14 protein-coding genes are annotated in these 17,180 nt (G+C 71.2%); 10 read left to right on the forward strand and 4 right to left on the reverse strand.

Translation table 11 applies throughout. The features are described 5' to 3' along the window. Positions 1-224 precede the first annotated feature (224 nt). From BLS25_RS11915 to BLS25_RS11935, 5 genes are all read left to right on the forward strand, one after another. Positions 225-545, forward strand: coding sequence for a WXG100 family type VII secretion target (locus BLS25_RS11915; RefSeq protein ID WP_074695998.1), 321 nt, complete (start codon positions 225-227; stop codon positions 543-545). After that, a complete protein-coding gene (locus BLS25_RS11920) occupies positions 542-829 on the forward strand; it encodes a WXG100 family type VII secretion target (RefSeq protein WP_056225865.1) in 288 nt (95 codons plus the stop codon). Before BLS25_RS11915 ends, BLS25_RS11920 begins: the two co-directional genes overlap by 4 nt. Positions 830-906: 77 nt before the next feature. Beyond that, positions 907-2,241 (forward strand): type VII secretion integral membrane protein EccD, encoded by a 1,335-nt coding sequence (gene eccD, locus BLS25_RS11925; RefSeq protein WP_056225862.1) that lies wholly within the window; start codon positions 907-909, stop codon positions 2,239-2,241. A 3-nt stretch (positions 2,242-2,244) separates the two neighbouring features. Then, complete coding sequence (gene eccB / locus BLS25_RS11930) at positions 2,245-3,573, forward strand: type VII secretion protein EccB (RefSeq protein WP_074696001.1); 1,329 nt, start codon at positions 2,245-2,247, stop codon at positions 3,571-3,573. Continuing rightward, positions 3,570-4,898: a S8 family serine peptidase gene (locus BLS25_RS11935; RefSeq protein WP_081349810.1), complete on the forward strand. Its 1,329-nt coding sequence runs from the start codon at positions 3,570-3,572 to the stop codon at positions 4,896-4,898. The genes eccB and BLS25_RS11935 overlap by 4 nt, the downstream gene beginning before the upstream one ends. Before the next feature lie 110 nt (positions 4,899-5,008). Here BLS25_RS11935 and BLS25_RS11940 read toward each other — a convergent pair whose 3' ends face one another. After that, positions 5,009-6,415: an FHA domain-containing protein gene (locus BLS25_RS11940; RefSeq protein ID WP_074696006.1), complete on the reverse strand. Its 1,407-nt coding sequence runs from the start codon at positions 6,413-6,415 to the stop codon at positions 5,009-5,011. 52 nt (positions 6,416-6,467) lie between these two features. Further along, entirely contained in the window at positions 6,468-6,662 is a 195-nt protein-coding gene (locus BLS25_RS16705; RefSeq protein ID WP_056225850.1) for a hypothetical protein, read from the reverse strand. Positions 6,663-6,687: 25 nt separating this feature from the next. Here BLS25_RS16705 and BLS25_RS11950 point away from each other — a divergent pair, with 25 nt between their 5' ends. The 3 genes from BLS25_RS11950 (at position 6,688) to BLS25_RS11960 (ending at position 8,652) form a co-directional block, all read left to right on the forward strand. Continuing rightward, on the forward strand, positions 6,688-7,209 hold the full coding sequence (locus BLS25_RS11950; protein WP_074696009.1) for a CGNR zinc finger domain-containing protein: 522 nt from the start codon (positions 6,688-6,690) through the stop codon (positions 7,207-7,209). A gap of 85 nt (positions 7,210-7,294) precedes the next feature. Next, complete coding sequence (locus tag BLS25_RS11955) at positions 7,295-7,633, forward strand: GNAT family N-acetyltransferase (protein WP_074696011.1); 339 nt, start codon at positions 7,295-7,297, stop codon at positions 7,631-7,633. Further along, positions 7,630-8,652, forward strand: coding sequence for a pirin family protein (locus BLS25_RS11960; protein ID WP_074696014.1), 1,023 nt, complete (start codon positions 7,630-7,632; stop codon positions 8,650-8,652). The genes BLS25_RS11955 and BLS25_RS11960 overlap by 4 nt, the downstream gene beginning before the upstream one ends. Positions 8,653-8,709: 57 nt before the next feature. Here the strand turns inward: BLS25_RS11960 and BLS25_RS11965 are convergent, their stop codons facing one another. Then, positions 8,710-12,282: a S8 family serine peptidase gene (locus BLS25_RS11965; protein ID WP_074696016.1), complete on the reverse strand. Its 3,573-nt coding sequence runs from the start codon at positions 12,280-12,282 to the stop codon at positions 8,710-8,712. Between the two features lie 207 nt (positions 12,283-12,489). Here BLS25_RS11965 and BLS25_RS11970 point away from each other — a divergent pair, with 207 nt between their 5' ends. After that, positions 12,490-13,731: an LCP family protein gene (locus BLS25_RS11970; protein WP_074696019.1), complete on the forward strand. Its 1,242-nt coding sequence runs from the start codon at positions 12,490-12,492 to the stop codon at positions 13,729-13,731. 1 nt (position 13,732) lies between these two features. On the opposite strand, the gene BLS25_RS11975 is transcribed toward BLS25_RS11970, so the two are convergent. Then, the gene (locus BLS25_RS11975; RefSeq protein WP_143017939.1) at positions 13,733-14,854 is read right to left on the reverse strand and encodes a M15 family metallopeptidase; all 1,122 of its coding nucleotides are present in this window, start codon (positions 14,852-14,854) and stop codon (positions 13,733-13,735) included. A gap of 130 nt (positions 14,855-14,984) precedes the next feature. Here BLS25_RS11975 and BLS25_RS11980 point away from each other — a divergent pair, with 130 nt between their 5' ends. Next, entirely contained in the window at positions 14,985-17,120 is a 2,136-nt protein-coding gene (locus BLS25_RS11980) for an intein-containing Rv2578c family radical SAM protein (protein WP_218128180.1), read from the forward strand. Positions 17,121-17,180 lie beyond the last annotated feature (60 nt).

A 17,180-nucleotide genomic window follows, 5' to 3' on the forward strand; every position in this document is an offset into this window, starting at 1 on the left:
CCAGATCACGAGCACGCCGCTTCGTCGGTCGCTCACGGGTTCGGCCTGGCCCGCACGCGCGAACGACTCCGCTCCCTGCCAGGGAAGACGTGAACTGTTGACAAAATCCACCTTGAATTCGACGACCGAACATAGAACGGTTTAGATGTCACCCTCAGCTACGTCCCGTGCAGCGAAATGCTGTCCGGCGCCCACACCAAACTGTTCCGACAGGAGAAGACGACATGTCTGACCGCATTTCCGCGGAAGAGGGAGCCCTTGCCCGGGGCTCCGAGGTGGTGAACGGCGCTCACGCCGACATCGCCGACAGCACCAGGCGTGTGCTCGCGGAACTCGACGAGTTGCGCGGCAACTGGTCGGGCGACGCAGCAAGCTCCTACGGCATCCTCGTCGAGGAGTGGACGGCGGGAGCGCGGAAGCTGAACGACGTGCTCATCACCCTCAGCGCCGCGCTTCAGGCCACGGCCCGCGACCAAGAAGCCGTCGAAGAAGAACACCGCACGACCATCCATGGTCTCGGAACGATGCTGGGAGGCCAATCATGAGCGACTTCCGCGTCACCCCTGAGTCGCTGCACGCTGCGGCTGCTCGACTCCGCTCCGAGAGTGCGCGAATCGACTCGACCCTGAGCGGTCTCGACAGCGAGGTCACTCGTCTGCGGGGACAGTGGGAGGGCGCGGCGCAGGCGGCGTACAACAACGCCCAGCAGCAGTGGAGCGCCACGCTCGAGCAGATGCGCGACGTGCTCCAGCGCATTTCGAACGCCACCGACTCGATCGCGGACGACTACGTTTCCGCCGATCGCGCGTCGGCGGCGCGTTTCCACTGACATCCGACCCCTGACCCACCGATAGGATTTCGGGGTCTGACCGCAGGGGGCTTCGGTCCGGAAAGAGGGGGCCGCAGATGGCTGACGTCATGAATGCGACACGAGCATTGCTGCGGTTGTCGGTGCAGAGCGAGGGACGCCGACTCGACATCGCGATTCCCGCGCAGGTGCCGGTCATCGAGTTCCTGCCGGGCTTCGCCCGGTCCCTCGGCGTGCTCGACCCGTCGATGACCTCGGCGGGTTACGCGCTCCAGCGCTCCGACGGAACCAGCGTCGACCCCTCGCGCGGGGCCGCCGCGCAGGGCATCGTCGACGGCGAAGTCCTCACCCTCGTCCGCGGCGGGCTCGTCGCGCAACCGCGCGTCTACGACGACATCGTCGAGGCCGTGATCGACGCCACCACCCAGCAGAATCGCCCGTGGACCACGCGCGACAACGCGCGCACGGCCCTCGCGGTCAGCCTGGCGCTCCTCGGCGTCTGCGCGGTCCTCCTCCTCGCCGCCGGCCGCGCCCTTCCCTTCGGCGCCCTCGTCGCGGGCGGCGGGGCCGTCGTCCTGCTCGTCGTCTCGGCCGTCGTGTCGCGACTCGGCCAGCGTGAAGCCGGTCAGGGGCTGGGGATGGCGGCATCCATCTTCGCTGCCGTCGCGGGCTTCATCGCCGTCCCGGCCTCGCTCACCATGTGGGGATGGCCGATGGCCGCGGCAGGCGGTGGCGCATTCCTCATCGCGGGCGTCTCGCTCGCCCTCACCCGCGACCGCGCCGAGCTCCAGCTCGCGCCCCTCGTCGCAGGAGGCGCGATCGGGGTCACCGGAACCCTCGCCGCGTTCTTCCCGGCGGCCGCCGTCTGGACGCTCATGGTCGGCGTCATCGCCACCCTCGGCGGCGCGCTGCCATGGCTCGCTCTCGGAACGACCCGACTGCGGGTCGTCTCCCCCCAGAGCGACGCCGAGATGTTCGCCGACCCCCAGCCGATCGACGCCGACGACATCGCCGCCCGCGTCGCCCAGGGCAAGCGCATCCTGATCGGCCTGCGCCTCGCCCTCGCCGCGGCGGTCCTCGTGGCGACGCCTCTCGTCGCAGCGCAGAACGCGACCGGCGCCCTCGTGTGCGCTCTCGCCTTCGCGGGCATGATGTTCCCCTCGCGCCAGACCTTCGCTCGTTCCGGAGTACTGACCGTCATGGCGACCGGCATCATCGGGCTCGTCGTCGCCGGGGTCGTGGCCTCGCTCGCGCAGCCGGGCCTGCGCGTCGGCATCCTGGTCGTGCTCGCGGTGGCCACCGTCTGCGTCGTCACCGTCACGCTGCTCGCCCCCAAGACGCGGCTGCGGCTGATCCGTCTCGCCGACACGGCCGAGCTCCTCGTGCTGGCCGCTCTCCTGCCCCTCGCGGTCATCTCGTCCGGTCTGGCCTGACGCATGGCCACCAAAGGCGATCTGATCGAGGCGCAGAACTTCTCGCGCCGACGCCTCCTCACCGCGTTCGTCAGCGGCGCCCCGGGAGGCAAAGAGCTTCAGCCGAGTTCGCCCCTGCGGGCGGTCATCGCCGCGATCGCGCTCACGATCATCGTGGTGCTCGTCGGCGTCTTCTACGGCCTCATCCGCCCCGGCCTGCCCACCGGCTGGGAGAACGGCAAGCTCGTCCTCGTCTCCGACACGGGCGCCCGCTTCGTCACGGTCGACGGCGTGCTCCACCCCGTGATCAACACCGCCAGCGCCCGGCTGTTGCTCCCGGCGAACGAGTACGGCGTGATCTCGACCGACTCGTCCACCCTCGGCGGAACCCCCGTCGGCGACACCCTCGGTATCACCGGCGCGCCCGACGAGCTGCCCCCGGTGTCGGGCCTCATCAACACCGGCTGGAGCGCCTGCGTGTCCGACGACGCCGGTCTCGATGTGCGCATCTCGTCCGCCGCGGGCCCGACCCCCGCCACCGACCGCGCCGTCGTCGTGTCGGTGGACGGCATCCTCCACGTCGTGCAGGGCGGCCGCAGCTTCGCCGTGTCGAGCGAGGTCGCCGACGCGGTGCTGCGCGCAGCCGGGATCTCTTCGCTGTCGCCCGTGACCGTCCCGGCATCCTGGCTCGATCTCTTCACCGCCGGCACGGCGCTCACCCCGATCACTCTGAAGAACTACGGCCAGCCCGTGGCGAACACGTCCCTGCGCGTCGGCCAGGTCATCCGTCAGGCGGGCGCCCCCGAAGACGAGCGCTTCCTCGTGCAGACCGGCGGAGTGCTCGAATCGCTCTCGCCCCTCGCATGGCAGCTCTACCAGCTCGGCAGCGGCGAAGCGCTGAAGGGCAAGGTCACCGAGGTGACGGCCGACGAGATCCGCGGGCTCGCCACAGCCAAGCAGGGTCTCGGCGACGAGTGGCCCCCCGTCGGCTTCGAGACCGTCGCCGCCGGCCAGCGCCCCTGCGCTGTGCTCACCGGCGGCGAGGGCCAGGCCACGACGACCCTCGCCACGCAACCGTCATCCACGGCCGTCACCGCGGGCGTGCGCGTCGACCCCAGCCACGGGGCTCTCGTCCGAGCGGGAGGCCGCGGTGACGACAACACGAGCATCCTGACGCTGGTGGATGCCACGGGCACGGCCTTCCCGCTCCCGGGAGCGACCGACGACACCATCGCCCGCCTCGGCTACTCGACGAACGACGTCGGCTCGATCCCCGACGGGTGGACCGCGCTCCTGCGTACCGGTCCCTCCCTCAGTGAGAGCGCCGCGCAGCAGACGCCGGAGACGAAGTGACCCTGCGCTCACGCGCCGCGCGAGTGGCCGCCGTCGCGGCTGCCGCGGGGATCCTGCTGATCGGGATCCCCTCCCCCGCGTCCGCCGCCGGACCCTCGAAAACCGTCGTGGCGGCGACCACGCAGAGCCAGTGCACGGCCTCCACGCGGGTCCCCGAGACCCCGGCGGCTCTCTCCTCGCTGCAGAGCTCGTCGGCCTGGCCGCTCACCAAGGGGGCGGGTGTCACCGTCGCCATCGTCGACTCGGGTGTCGCCGCGAATCCCCACCTCGACGGGATCGTGCTCCCGGGCGTCAACCTCGTGCCCGACGGCACCGATGGGGCGGGGCGCACCGACAACTACGCGCACGGCACGGTGATCGCGGGCCAGATCGCAGCCCAGCTGATCTCCGGCTCAGGCGTCGAAGGCCTGGCCCCCGACGCGAAGATCCTGCCCGTTCGTGTCTACGCCGGTGTCGAGAAGCAGCTCGTCGAGGCGGGCTTCGGGCCGAACACCGCACGGTTGGCTGAGGGAATTCGTTACGCCGCCGACCAGGGCGCGCAGATCATCAACGTCTCGATCAGCACGAGCGAGAAGAACGCCACCCTCGCGGATGCCGTGGCCTATGCGCAGCAGCGCGGCAGTCTGGTCGTCGCCAGCGCCGGCAACCGGACGAACAACGACTCCCCCGAGCAGGATGACAAGGACGGAGCGCGCTACCCGGCGGGCTTCTCCGGAGTCATCGGCGTCGCCGCGGTCGGGTCGGAGGGAGTCGTCACCACGGCGAGCATCCACGGCCCCCACGTGAGCCTGTCCGCGCCCGGCCAGGCCATCGCCTCGTCGTGGCCGCTCGGAGGCGACTGCGTCGTCGGCGCTGACGAGCCGGCGACCAGCTGGGCGACGGCGTACGTCTCTGCGGCCGCGGCGCTCGTGGCATCCGCTCATCCCTCCGAAACCCCCGCGCAGTGGGCATACCGGCTCGAGGCGACCGCCGTCCGCGCGCAGCCCGACACCCGCTCCAACGTCTCGGGGTGGGGCGTCGTGCAGCCCTACGACGCGATCGTGATGGTTCCGGGTACCGGCCTGCGCGGTCCGAAGAGCCCCTTCGTGGCCGCGAGCCCCTCCGCCTCGCCGAGCGCCACGCCCGAGGCCGTCGCCGTGGTCATCGGACCCGGACCGGATGCCGCGGCCATCACGACCGCGACCGGGATCGGCGTCGCCGGGTTGATCGCCCTCGGCGCGATCGGGGCTCTGGCGATCTACGTCAGCCGTCGCCGCGAAGAGACAGCTCCCCGCCGCGCAGCACCCACGGGCCGCGGCCTCTACGGGCCAGACGAGCAGGAGTAGCCAGCGCCCGCGCCGCGCCGGCAGCCCGTCAGCGTGGAGATCCGGCGCCGGCCGTCAGCGCGAACAGCGCGACGGCTCAGCGAACGGCGACACCGTCGCGGACCGAGCGCTCAGGCCACCGATGCCGGCCGCAACTCGATGTTCGCGTCACCGAGGCGGAAGCGCGAGGTCGCGATCGCGGTCGCCCCGCCGCCGACCCGTTCGGTACGCCCGTCGTCGTGGATGAGTGTCACGCCGTTCGTCGAGTCGAGGTCGGTGATGCTCCAGCCGGTGACGGTCCACTCGAGGCGCGCATGCTGCTTCGACATCGTGCGCGTGTCGTCGGCGACCGCGACGTACTGCACCGCGTCTTCTCCGCTGCCGGGCTTGCGTCCGAGGATCACGGTGCGGCTGGTCAACGCGACCTGGTTGCCGTCGGGGAGGGCCAGGGTCCATTCCCCCCGTCGCCGCGAGCGCGGGCGCGCTGTCTGCGTCAGCTCGTCGATGGGGGCAGCGGGGGCGGCGTCACCGTCTGTTCGGGGAGCCGCCGTGGCATCCGTCGTCTCGCCCACCCGGTCGACGCCGGTGTCGTCGACGGCGGGGGTCGTGTCCGGAGCCGAGGAAGCCCGCTGTCCGGCCTCGGCGGGCGGCACGGCGGCGGCGGGGGACGGCGAAGCCGCCGCCGTCGACGCGGGGTCCGCGTCCGGCTCGGGAGCAGGGGTCTCCGCCGGAGCGCCCTGCGCTACCTCCGCCGACGCGCTCACGGGCGCCGAGGCCCGCGAGGCGGCGGGAGGAACCACCCCGGCAGCGCCGGTGTCGAGGGCCGCGGCTGCGATCGGCGTCGCGGGGGCGCGCGTCAGCGGCGGCTCGCCGCCCGGAGCAGCCGCGGGCACCTGAGGCCCCGCGGGCGCGACACCCGACTCCGCGGCGTCCACGGCGGCCGCCTCCGCAGCGGGCCGCCGCGACGGGTGAAGGGACGTGTGCTCGACCTCGTCATCGATGTCGACCGGACCGGGCAGCACCGGCACCGCGACCGACTCAGCCGCGACGGCGGTCGAACGTCGCCGTCCCGCGGTCGCGACCTCGGCCGCGCTCGTACCGGGGATGGTGGTGATCGGACCGGATGCCGTCTCGCTCAGGACAATCGGGCTCTCGTCGGCGACGTCGCCGGCAGGCGCGGCATCCGTCCGCGGGCGTGCCGAGAGGATCGTCGCCCACACGGGCGGGAAGATCACCGCGAGGGCGGTCGTACCGGCGCCGCGCCCCGCGGTCTGGCCGAGGCGGTGAGCGGCGGTGGCCTTGAGCACGAGACCGTAGATGTTGACGCCGGGGACCACGAGCAGGACGGCGCGGACCGGGTCCAGCCGCCCCAGGCGGAACAGCTCGGCCTCGTTGACCAGCGGGATCCAGGCGCGCCAGGGCTCTCCCCCGTGCGTGGCGAAGACACGCGACAGCCCGATGGCGTACCAGACGTGCAGCGCGATCGCCGGCACGAGGATCGCGCCCGCGATCGCCGCGATGAGGCTCAGAACAAGCATGCGTCCCCCGTCAGCAGTCTGCTTCGACGCTACCGTGCGGCGCGGTGTGCCGTCAGCCGATTTCACGCGTCAGTGCGGTCGGGGGAACGACCGCGGCCGCGTCGACGTCGACGCGTCGCACGGAACATCCGGCACAGAGCACGTACCGCACGCGCCCGTCGCTGGTGAGGTGGACCGACTCCGTGACCCACGCGTGTTCGTGGACGGATGCCGAGGGGGCCAGGGGGATCGTGTGCGGGGCGGTCATGGATCCAGCGTGATGTAATGCCGTTATGCATCTCAACCCTTACGGGGAGTACGCCGTCCTGCTCGCCGCGTCCCTCGCCAACGAGTGGCCCGCCGATCGGGGCGGCATCGAGGCGCGCACCCGAGAGATGGGGATGACGATGACCTTCCCCCCGGCATCCGACGATCATCCGCTCACCCGCGCCGTCATCGACGAGTGGCTCCGCGTGGTCGACGAGACGAACCCCGACGCGCGCGCGGCTCTCCTCAACGCGCAGATGGCGGCCGTGACGGCCTACCCCCGCCTCACCGACCACGACGGGGAGGGGTGGCACCTGCATTACCGCGACAGCGACGAGGCGCTCCCCCGCGTGCTCGCCGCCGTCATCTCGGTCGGCACCTCTCTGCACCTCGTCACGCGCGGGATGACCCGGCTCGGCCGGTGCGCCGCCGAACCGTGCACGAACGTCGTCGTCGACGTCACGCGCAACGGTCGGCAGCGGTACTGCTCGGTGCGCTGCGCCAACCGCGCCGCCGTGCGCCGCCATCGAGCGCGCGAGGCGTCCTAGCAAACGACGGCAGAGGCGCCGCAGGGATGGCGGAACACCCGCCCCCACACGTACGTTGCTGTCGTTACCGACGACAGGAGACCCCATGGCCGACGAACTGACCGTGACCCGCAACGACGACGCCCGCCGCTACGAGATCCACGTGGGCGACGAGCTCGGCGGCTTCCTCGAGTTCCGCGCGATCGACGACGACCGCACCGTGCTCCCCCACACCGAGATCGACCCCTCGTTCAAGGGGCGCGGGCTCGGCTCCGCTCTGGCGAGCGAGGCGCTCTCCGACCTGGCTCGTCGTGGTGGCAGCGTCATTCCCTCCTGCCCCTTCGTCGCGCACTACCTGCGCGAGCACGACGTGCCCGGCCTGGTCGTGGAGTGGCCGAACGACGACGACGCCGCCGACTCGGCGGGCCCCGGCGAACCCTCGTGACGCGACTCGACGTCGAGCCTCCCGAGGCCGAGGGTCCGGTCGCGTGCGACGGCCCGCGCGCGCTCATCGTGGCAGCGCGCGAGGTGCCGTTGGGAGGCGTCCGCGGCATGGAGGTCCACCGCACCCTCCCCCACCGTGCTCTGCCGATGGTCGGCGCGTGGTGCTTCCTCGACCGCTTCGGCCCGCAGGACACGCTCATGCGCGTCGAACCGCACCCGCACATCGGGCTGCAGACGGTGACGTGGCCGATCATCGGTGAGGTCAGACACCGGGATGCCGTGGGCAGCGACGTCATCGTGCGTCCCGGCGCCCTGAACCTCATGACGAGTGGTGCCGGCATCGCGCACTCCGAGTACTCGGTCGGCGAGGGGCCCATCCCCCTCGACGCCCTGCAGCTCTGGGTGGCGCTGCCCGAGACCCGGCGGCACGGAGCTCCGGCCTTCGAGCGCCACGAGGACCTCCCCGTCCTCGATCTGGGCCACGGGGCCGACGCGATCGTGGTGATGGGCGAGCTCGACGGAGTCGCCTCGCCCGCGACCGTCCACACGCCCATCGTCGGGGCCGAGCTGCGCCTCGCGCCGGGTGTCACGGTGCGCATCCCTCTGCACCCCGACTGGGAGTACGCGGTCTCCGGCATGACGGGCACCGTCGAGGCGGTGACGGGGATGGATGCCACCGATGCCGACGCCGCGCGACGCCCGGGGTCCGCGCCCGAGGCCGGGCCCACGGCATCCGTGGATCCGTCGCGGCTGGTCTACCTCGGCAAGGGACGCGACCACCTGGAGCTGCGGAGTGCAGAGGGCGCCCGTGTGTTCTTGCTGGGCGGGGAGCCGTTCGAGGCCGACATCGTCATGTGGTGGAACTTCGTGGGCCGTTCGCACGACGAGATCGTCGAGGCCCGCGAGGCGTGGGAAGCGCAGGCGCCGCGCTTCGGGGCCGTGATCGACCACGGCCCCGAGCGGATTCCCGCCCCTCCCCTCCCGGCGGTGCGGCTCACGCCGCGGAAGCGGCGGGGCTGACAAGACGACTCGCGGCGCCCGGGCCGAAGCCCGAGCGCCGCGATGGTCCGACGACGACTAACGCAACACGATGAACGCGCTGCTGGCGCGCGAGGCCTCCACCGTCGCGCTGCCGCCGTAGACGGCCTTGACCAGCTTCACGCCGCGCGTCTGCGGGTCGAGGGTGATGGTGGCCCTCCCGTCCTGCAGGGTGGCGACGTACTCCTTGCCCGCCACCGTGACGGTCACGTCGCCCTGGGGCGCGGGTCCGCTCAGCGGCCGCACCTTGACGGTGAGCGTGTACGCGTCACCGGTGCGACCGACCCACGGGTCGACGCTCACCGTCGTGAACGAGCCCACGACGACCGGCACGCCGGCGCTGTCGGCGGTGCCCGTCAGACCGTTGGCGGGTGCCGTCGCCGTCACGCGCACGCTGAGCACCCGGCCCAGGTCGGCGCGCTGCACGCGATACGTCGCCGAGGTGGCGCCGTTCACGGGCTCTCCGTCCCGCAGCCACTGGTACGCGGTGGTCACATCGGCCGGGTTCCACGTGCCGGGAGTCGCGGTCAGGGTGCGACCGAGCTTGGCCGTGCCCGACACCGTCGGAGCCTCGACCACGGCCGGAGCAGCCTCGCCCGAGTCGACGGTCAGCACCGTCTGCACGTCCGAGTCGCCGTACCGCACGACACCGAGGTAGCGCGTCTGAGGCGCGAGCCCCTGCCACGACAGGTCGTACGAGACGGCGGCGCCCTGCTGCACGGGGATCGGGTTCGGCGTCGCCGTCAGCTGTCCCTCGCCGCCGGGGGTGACGTTCGCGTAGGTCATGTCCCACGTGAACGGTCCGGTCGAGGAGTAGAGGTTCGCCTCGATCAGGTACGTGCCGGGGGTGGGGTTCGTCAGTGTCACCCGCTCGTCGGCCGAGGCCGTCGCGGAGGTGAACCGCTCGTAGTACCGCAGGTCGTCGGGGCTGACCACGCGCGATACGAACAGGTCGAGATCGCTCCCGGTGTCGTCCGACGAGTCCAGGTCGAAGCGCGAGAGGGTCGTACCCTCGGGCACCTGGACGGTCCACCGCACGTATCCGTCGGCGTCGCCCGAGTCCTGGTTACCGCTGTGACCGGCGACCGGGTTGTCCGGATCGGCCAGCAGCGTCTGGGCCACGAGACCCGACACGCTCAGCGGCAGCTCGCCGCCCACGCCCGGAAGGATCTCGACCGCCGTGGATCCCGACAGGCCGGTGCCCGAGACCTCGGCCGGAGCCTCGGCGGTGGCCGGACGGATCGCGATCGGCGAGCGCACCTGCGTACCGTCGCCGGTCCAGGTGAGGAACCCGCTCGTCCACTGCTCCGCAGCCGCGTCCGTCCGCGAGAAGGTCACGGTGAACGTCTTCTGCTCGCCCGCCGCGGCGAACTCGAGCGTGGCCGGCTCGACCGTGGCATCCACTCCGGGGACGTCGATGGATGCCGAGAACGTCCCGGCCCTCGTCGAGGTGACCGTGCGCGTGATGGTCTGCGGCTTCGCGAGCGAGCCGATCGAGATCGACGCGAGGTTCAGGTCGCTGCCGTCGATCGGGGCGACGCCGAAGTCCTCGAGGCCCTTGCCCTGGAGGAACGCCGCCCAGTCCGCCGGACCGTTCAGGTACAGCAGACCCGGATCGAAGTACTTCGTCGGATCGACGTGGCCCGCGCCCTGCGCGAACGGGTCCTGAGCCGGAGCGCCCTCGACGTCGACGGTGTCGTACGCGGTGGTCATCATCGCGGACTTCACCTCGGCCGGAGCCGCCAGCGGGCGCTCGCCCAGGTAGAGGGCCCCGAGGCCCGCCACGTGCGGCGACGACATCGACGTGCCCGAGAGGAACTCGAACGTCGGGGTGGCGCCGGGCGCGTTGGCCGCCGCCGCGAGGATCGCGACACCGGGAGCCGACACGTCGGGCTTGAGGATGTCGCTGCCGTCGGCGAGCATCGGTCCGCGGCTCGAGAAGCCCGCGACCTGGGGCGTCGGTGTCGTCTCGCCCGTGACGTTCTCGCCGACGAGGGTCGCGGTGGCGTCCGCCGTCCCGCGCACGTAGGCGAGCAGAGCGTCGCGGTAGCGCGCGTCGATGTGCACGGTGGGCACCGAGTGGAAGTCGTTGTCGACCGAGGCCGGCGTGACGTTGACGAGGATCATGCCCACGCCACCGGCATCCTTCACCGCCTGCGACTTCTCGATGCGCGCGTTCTGACCGCGATCGCACACGACGATCTTTCCGGCAGCCTTCGCGGGATCGAGCGATCCGATCAGGCACAGCGCGGCGTTCGCGGGATCGGCTCCGGATGCCGCGATGTCGCCGGCGTAGACGACGGGTGCCGTCACATCCTGACCTTCGCGCACCGACACCGATGCTCCCGCGGCCTGGAACCCGTCGGGCAGCTTCACGGTTCCCTCGTAGGTCGGGATCGTGGATGCCGCGACGGTGGTGTACCACGGCGAGGCGTGGTCGGCGGTCGAAGCGCCGGGTCCGGAGTTGCCGGCCGAGACCGAGACGAAGACGCCGGCCGCGGCGGCGTTGAAGAACGCCTGGTCCTCGAGGGAGAGCGTGGTGGTGGCCGCGCCTCCGCCGATCGAATAGTTGATGACGTCGACGCCGTCGGACACCGCGGCGTTGATCGCGCCGAGCAGGTCGCTCAGAGCGCAGACGTCGTCGGTGGTGACGAGCGGGTCGGGACCCGCCCAGCACGCCTTGTACGCGGCGACCTTGGCCGCCGGGGCGACACCGGAGATCGCACCGAAGTCGATGCCCTCGACGCTCGCGTCGACTCCGTTGTTGCCCGCCGCGGTGCTGGCGGTGTGGGAGCCGTGCGCGTCGCCGTCGCGGGGCGAGCGGTAGTCCGCCTCGAAGGTGAAGCCCGTGGCGGCGGCACCCTGGTCGAAGTACCGGGCGCCGACGAGCTTGGTCGAGTAGTCCGAGAGCGACCACCCGTTGCCCTCGGCCACGCGCGGGGAGCGGAAGTCGGTGCCGTCGCCCTTGCGGAAGACGACGTCGTTGCCGTCGAGGTACGGCTTTGAACCGGCGGTGGTGCCCAGCGGCTCGCCCTCGAAGGCGGGGTTCTCGGGCGCGATGCCGGTGTCGACGACACCGACGACGACGCCCTCGCCGGCCGAACCGATGCCGCCGATCTTCTGCCAGACACCGTTGTCGCCCTCGAGGCCGAGGAACTCGGTCGAGGGGACGGCGACCGGGTGGCGGATCTCGTCGGGGACGACCTTCTGCACGCCCTTGGTCGCGGCGAGCTTGGCGGCCTGGTTCGGGTCCATGCTCGCGCTGAAGCCGTTGACGGCGATCGTGTAGGTGGCATCGGGGCGGACGCCCGCCTCGTCGGCGACGTTCTGCTGACGCTCCTCGAGGAAGGCGGAGTACTTCCGCGCCTGCGGGGAGTCGGCATCGAGCCGCGCCTCGTCGGACTTCGTGGCGTCGAGGCCCGGCTCGCCGCCCTCGTACGTGGCGACGGGGGCCTCGTCGAGGACCACGATGTACCGGCCCGTCGCGGATTCGATGGGTGTGGGAGGCGTCACCTCCTCGCCCACGTCGGCAGCCTGAACGGCTGTGGCTCCGGCAACGGTGAACAGTCCGGCCAGGGAAATGGCCGCGACCGAACGCAGGGTTCGACCCATCGTGCGCTCCAAACGGGGGGATGAATTGAGCGATCTGCGCGGCATCGGTGGCGCGCGTTGCACAAACATAACTCAGAGAGGTTTCATCACCAACGTTCAGTTTGGACGGGGTCCGAAAACGGCGACCCTCGCTTCGCCCCCCCCTGTCGTCGCGCCGGGGTCCCGGCATCCGGTCCCCCTAGACTCGACGAAACCCGAGGAGGAGCCATGCCCCGGCGCCGTCGCACCGTCGCGCAGCACGCCCGCTTGCCTTCGCCGAACCCGTTCGGCCAGCTCGCGAAGCTTCTCGCCGTCGCCGCGGTGGTCGGCACCGTCGCGGTGATCGGAGTCGTGTCGTACACGGCGTACGACCTCACCGCCGACTTCGTCGAAGAAGCCGTGGTCGTCGAGAATCAGCCGGCCGTCCCGCCCGACCTCGGGGCGCTCTCGGGCGGCGTGAACATGATGCTCGTCGGCATCGACGAGTGCGAAGAAGAGCTCATCGCCCTCCTGGGTGACCGCTGCGAGGGTGCGGACGCGGGCGGACGCCTGAACGACGTGAACATCCTCGTGCACATCTCGGAGGAACCCCGGAAGGTCACGGTCGTCTCGTTCCCGCGCGACCTCATCTTCGACGCCCCCGCGTGCGACACCGCCGACGGGGGCCGCTTCGGCGGCGGCACCCTGCAGATCAACGAGCTCTACACGTACGGCGGACTCTCGTGCGTGATCACCGCCATCGCCGATATGAGCGGCCAGCAGATCCAATTCGGCGCGATGGTCACCTTCGGCGGCGTCATCGAGATCACCAACGCGATCGGCGGCGTCGAGATCTGCCTCGCGAGCGACATGCGCGATGCGAACACGGGCATCGACTGGCAAGCGGGACCGCGGACCATCCAGGGCCTCGAGGCGCTGCAGTTCCTGCGCACCCGATACGGAGTGGGCGGCAGCGACCTGGCCCGCGTGAGCAACCAGCAGCAGTACATGTCCCGCCTCGCGCGCAAGCTCGTCAGCGAAGAGGTGCTGTCGAACCCCTCGACGGTGCTGCGCTTGGCCTCGACCGGCCTTCGGAACGTCACGCCGACGCAGAGCCTCACGAACCCCCTGACCCTCGTCCAGGTCGCCTCCGCGGTGAAGGACGTGCCCTTCGAAGACATCGTCTTCGTGCAGTACCCGACCGTCGAGGCCCGCTCGGATGCCAACCGCGTGGCGCCCGACTACGCCGCGGCCGAGGTGCTCTGGGATGCATTGCGCGAGAACCGGTCGATCGAGGTGACCGGAGGAGTGGCGGTCAACGACGGCACGGTGATCGCCGAGCCGGCCCCCGGAGAACAGCCGGCGCCGACGGAGGGCCCCGCGCCGGAGCCCGGCGAGGTCGATCCGAACACGGGAGCAGTCGCCCTCCCGCCCGCCATCACCGGATCGAGCGCCGCGCAGCAGACCTGCAGCGGCGGCGTCGTGAACTGAGTCAGTAGGTCGGCGCCGCAGGCAGCCCGAAGAACTCCTCGAGGGTCGTGAAACCGCCCTCGTGGTAGGCCCGGGCGAGCTCGGGACCGATGTAGCGCAGGTGCCACGCTTCGGGCTCGTACCCGCTGACGCTCTCGCGCCCTTCGGCGTACCGCGTGATGAAGCCGAACTCCCATGCGTGATCGCGCACCCACGCGCCCTGCGGAGACGCCGCCACGTCGTCGAGCGTCTTGCACGAACCGTTGCAGGGGACGATGTCGACGGCCATCCCCGACTGGTGCTCGCTGAAGCCGGGCCGCGCGCTCTCGCGATCGGCCTCGGCGACGCCCCCGACCGCCACGCGCCCGGCGTAGGTCGACTTCTGCGTCGTGTACGAGCGGTAGGCGCTGAGGTAGCCGATCTCACCGACGCCGGCGGCGGATGCGGCCTTCACGAGCGAGGTGAGCGCGCGCGCGGCGGGGGCGCGCAGAGCGGAATCCTCGAGGGCGCGGACGTCTGCGGGCATGACCAGGTCGCCGGGCTGGTAGTCGACCGGGTCGTACGGACGCTGCTTGTTGACCACGAGCCACTCGCGGTTCGGGTCGGAGAGCGAGACGCAGGGGGCGATCCCGGATGCCACCGCTGCGCGGAACGCCTGCCCGCCCCCCGCCGCGTCGATGACTGCGGCGTCGTCTCCCGCGGCCAGCGCGGAGGTGAAGGCGGGGTCGTCGCACGGGGTCGCCGTGGCGGCGACGGCCGCGAGCTGCGGCACGGGGATTCCGTCGTCCGCGACCGCCGGGGGGCCGGCGATCTGCGCGACGGCGTCGGTGGACCCGTCGGGCCCGCCTCCCGAGGCGGCGGCCCCGATCGCCACCACGCAACCGGCGACCACGACGGCGGCCGCGGCGACCACCGCCAGGCGGCGGCGCAGGAGGACGGGGGCGAGTCGACGGATGCCGCGGGGCTCGGACTCCCCCGCCTCGGGGGCGTCGTCGTCTCGCCGCAGAGCCCGACGGGTCGGAGGCGCTGCGGCGGAGCCGTCGCCACCGGGAACGACGGGAAGGGTGAGGGCCGCGGTCGCGAGTCGCTCGGCCTCCGCGCGCGCGGCGCGGCGGGGCGAAGTCTCGGGGTCGTGGCGGGTCACGCTTCCATTCTCGCGGGTGCATCCTGAACGGTCGACCCGGGTGGAGGCGAGGTCGCGGGTGCTCGACCCTCTCCGCGAACGACTCGGGTGCAGTGTTGCCGATTCGTCGAACATGTGTTCGACTGTTCGCATGAGATGGCAGGGACAGCAGCTGGGGGTGGAGGACACCGCGGCACTCCCGGGCATGGAGCGCATGGACGGCCTCGTGCGGTCGGTGACCACGCCGGAATTCGCCGGAATGACATTCCACGAGGTGCTGTGCAGGAGCGCGTTGAACCGCGTGCCCGGCGTCTCGGCCATGCCGTTCGACTGGACGGTGAATCCCTACCGGGGGTGCAGCCATGCGTGCTCGTACTGCCTCTCCCCGGACACCCTCATCCTGAAAGCGGACGGCCGCCAGGTCCCGCTGTCGGAGATCCGCGTCGGAGACGAGATCATCGGCACCGAGCAGGGAGCGCGATATCGCCATTATGTCCGAACAACCGTTCGCGCGAAATGGACCACTCGCAAACGCCTCCATCGCGTCACCCTCGCTGATGGAACCGAGATCGAGGGCAGCGCAGACCACCGGTTCCTGACGGAACGCGGGTGGAAGCATGTCACCGACTCGCCCCTCGCGGGCGAACAGCGCCCTCGCCTCACGGTGTCGAACCGTCTGCAAGGTTTCGGAACGGGCGCCCGCCCCTACGCACAGGCGATGGGTCCCGACTGGCGCCAGGGGTATCTGACGGGCATGGTGCGCGGTGACGCGATGATCCTTCACAAGACCTACGACGACGGAAACCGAGTCCGCGCGATTCACCGGTTCCGACTCGCCCTCGCCGATCGCGAAGCGCTCGACCTCTCGAAGGAGCTTCTCGAGCAGATCGGCATCGTCACGATGGTCCGGCCCTTCCCCGTGCCCGCGCATCGCCGACCCATGACGGCTCTGCACACGGCCAAGATGCGGGATGTTGCGCGCATCGAGGACTACACCGCGATACCGAGCACACGAAGTCGGGATTGGATGGCGGGCTTCCTCGGGGGCATCTTCGACGCGGAGGGCTCGAGTTCGCGCGGGATCGTGCGAATCAGCAATGCGAATGAGGAGCTCCTCTCGCTGACGGAAGAGGCTCTCGCCGCGTTCCACTTCGATGCTGTTCGCGAACCCGCCCGCCCGAGCGGCGTGTCCTACATCCGTCTTCGCGGGGGGCTAGCCTCGCGGCAGCGCTTCTTCGATATCGCCCGGCCGTCCATCACCCGCAAGGTCGACGTCTCAGGGACAGCGGTCAAGACCAGCTCGGACCTGAGGGTCGTCAAAGTCGAAGACATCGGCTACGACATCGACATGATCGACATAACGACGGGTACCGAAGACTTCATCGCGAACGGGGTCATCAGCCACAACTGCTTCGCTCGGAAAACGCACGAGTACCTCGACCTGGATTACGGGGCCGACTTCGACTCGCAGATCGTAGTGAAGGTGAATGTCGCCGAGGTACTGCGCACCGAGCTGCGCCGGGGGTCATGGGCGCGCGAACCCGTGATGCTCGGGACGAACACCGACCCCTACCAACGCGCCGAGGGGCGGTACCGCCTCATGCCCGACATCGTCGGGGCTCTCACCGACAACGGCACACCGTTCTCGATCCTCACCAAAGGGACGTTGCTGCGGCGCGACCTCCCGCTGCTGACCGAGGCCGCACAACAGGTCACGGTGTCGTTGGCCATGTCGATCGCGGTCTTCGACGACGCGCTCCAGCGTTCGATCGAGCCCGGGACCCCGAGTGCCGAGGCGAGGCTCGAGACCGTGCGCGCGGCTACCGCCGCGGGCTTCCGCGTGACGGTGTTCCTCATGCCCGTCATGCCGCACCTCACCGACTCGGTCGCGGCGCTCGACGACGCCCTGGCCCGCATTCGAGCCGCCGGCGCGGCGCGCGTCGTCTACGGCGCACTCCACCTGCGGCCCGGCGCGAAGCAGTGGTTCTTCGAGTGGCTCGAGCGCGAGCATCCGCACCTGGTCTCGTCGTACCGGGGGCTGTACCCGGGTGTCTCGACCTCGGCACCGAAGGCGTACCGCACGTGGCTCGGCAAACGCATGCGCCCCCTCCTGCGTATGCACCGGCTGGACGGGTGGGACGAGGACGACCACCCGCGCGGCCGGCCCCAGCCCGGCCTCGCGGCACGCACCGCGCCGGCGAGCAGCCTCGGACCCGTGCGAACGGTCGGGGTCTCGGCATCCACTCGTCCGCGCGTCGCGCCCGCGAGCGAGCCGACGCTCTTCTAAGGGCCTCGCTCCCCGACATCTCACGCAGGAGCAGCCCGCTCAGCATCGTGCCCGCTCGGC

The sequence above is a fragment of the Microbacterium testaceum StLB037 genome, from assembly GCF_900104345.1.
In the GTDB taxonomy this organism is placed as follows: Bacteria; Actinomycetota; Actinomycetes; order Actinomycetales; family Microbacteriaceae; genus Microbacterium; species Microbacterium testaceum_A.

Coding starts and splice junctions, on each gene's coding strand:
- BLS25_RS11980 (WP_218128180.1), top strand. CDS start 14,985: ATGAGATGGCAGGGACAGCAGCTGGGGGTGGAGGACACCGCGGCACTC.
- BLS25_RS11940 (WP_074696006.1), bottom strand. CDS start 6,415: ATGCTTGTTCTGAGCCTCATCGCGGCGATCGCGGGCGCGATCCTCGTG.
- BLS25_RS11915 (WP_074695998.1), top strand. CDS start 225: ATGTCTGACCGCATTTCCGCGGAAGAGGGAGCCCTTGCCCGGGGCTCC.
- eccB (WP_074696001.1), top strand. CDS start 2,245: ATGGCCACCAAAGGCGATCTGATCGAGGCGCAGAACTTCTCGCGCCGA.
- BLS25_RS16705 (WP_056225850.1), bottom strand. CDS start 6,662: ATGACCGCCCCGCACACGATCCCCCTGGCCCCCTCGGCATCCGTCCAC.
- BLS25_RS11965 (WP_074696016.1), bottom strand. CDS start 12,282: ATGGGTCGAACCCTGCGTTCGGTCGCGGCCATTTCCCTGGCCGGACTG.
- BLS25_RS11920 (WP_056225865.1), top strand. CDS start 542: ATGAGCGACTTCCGCGTCACCCCTGAGTCGCTGCACGCTGCGGCTGCT.
- BLS25_RS11950 (WP_074696009.1), top strand. CDS start 6,688: ATGCATCTCAACCCTTACGGGGAGTACGCCGTCCTGCTCGCCGCGTCC.
- BLS25_RS11955 (WP_074696011.1), top strand. CDS start 7,295: ATGGCCGACGAACTGACCGTGACCCGCAACGACGACGCCCGCCGCTAC.
- eccD (WP_056225862.1), top strand. CDS start 907: ATGGCTGACGTCATGAATGCGACACGAGCATTGCTGCGGTTGTCGGTG.
- BLS25_RS11970 (WP_074696019.1), top strand. CDS start 12,490: ATGCCCCGGCGCCGTCGCACCGTCGCGCAGCACGCCCGCTTGCCTTCG.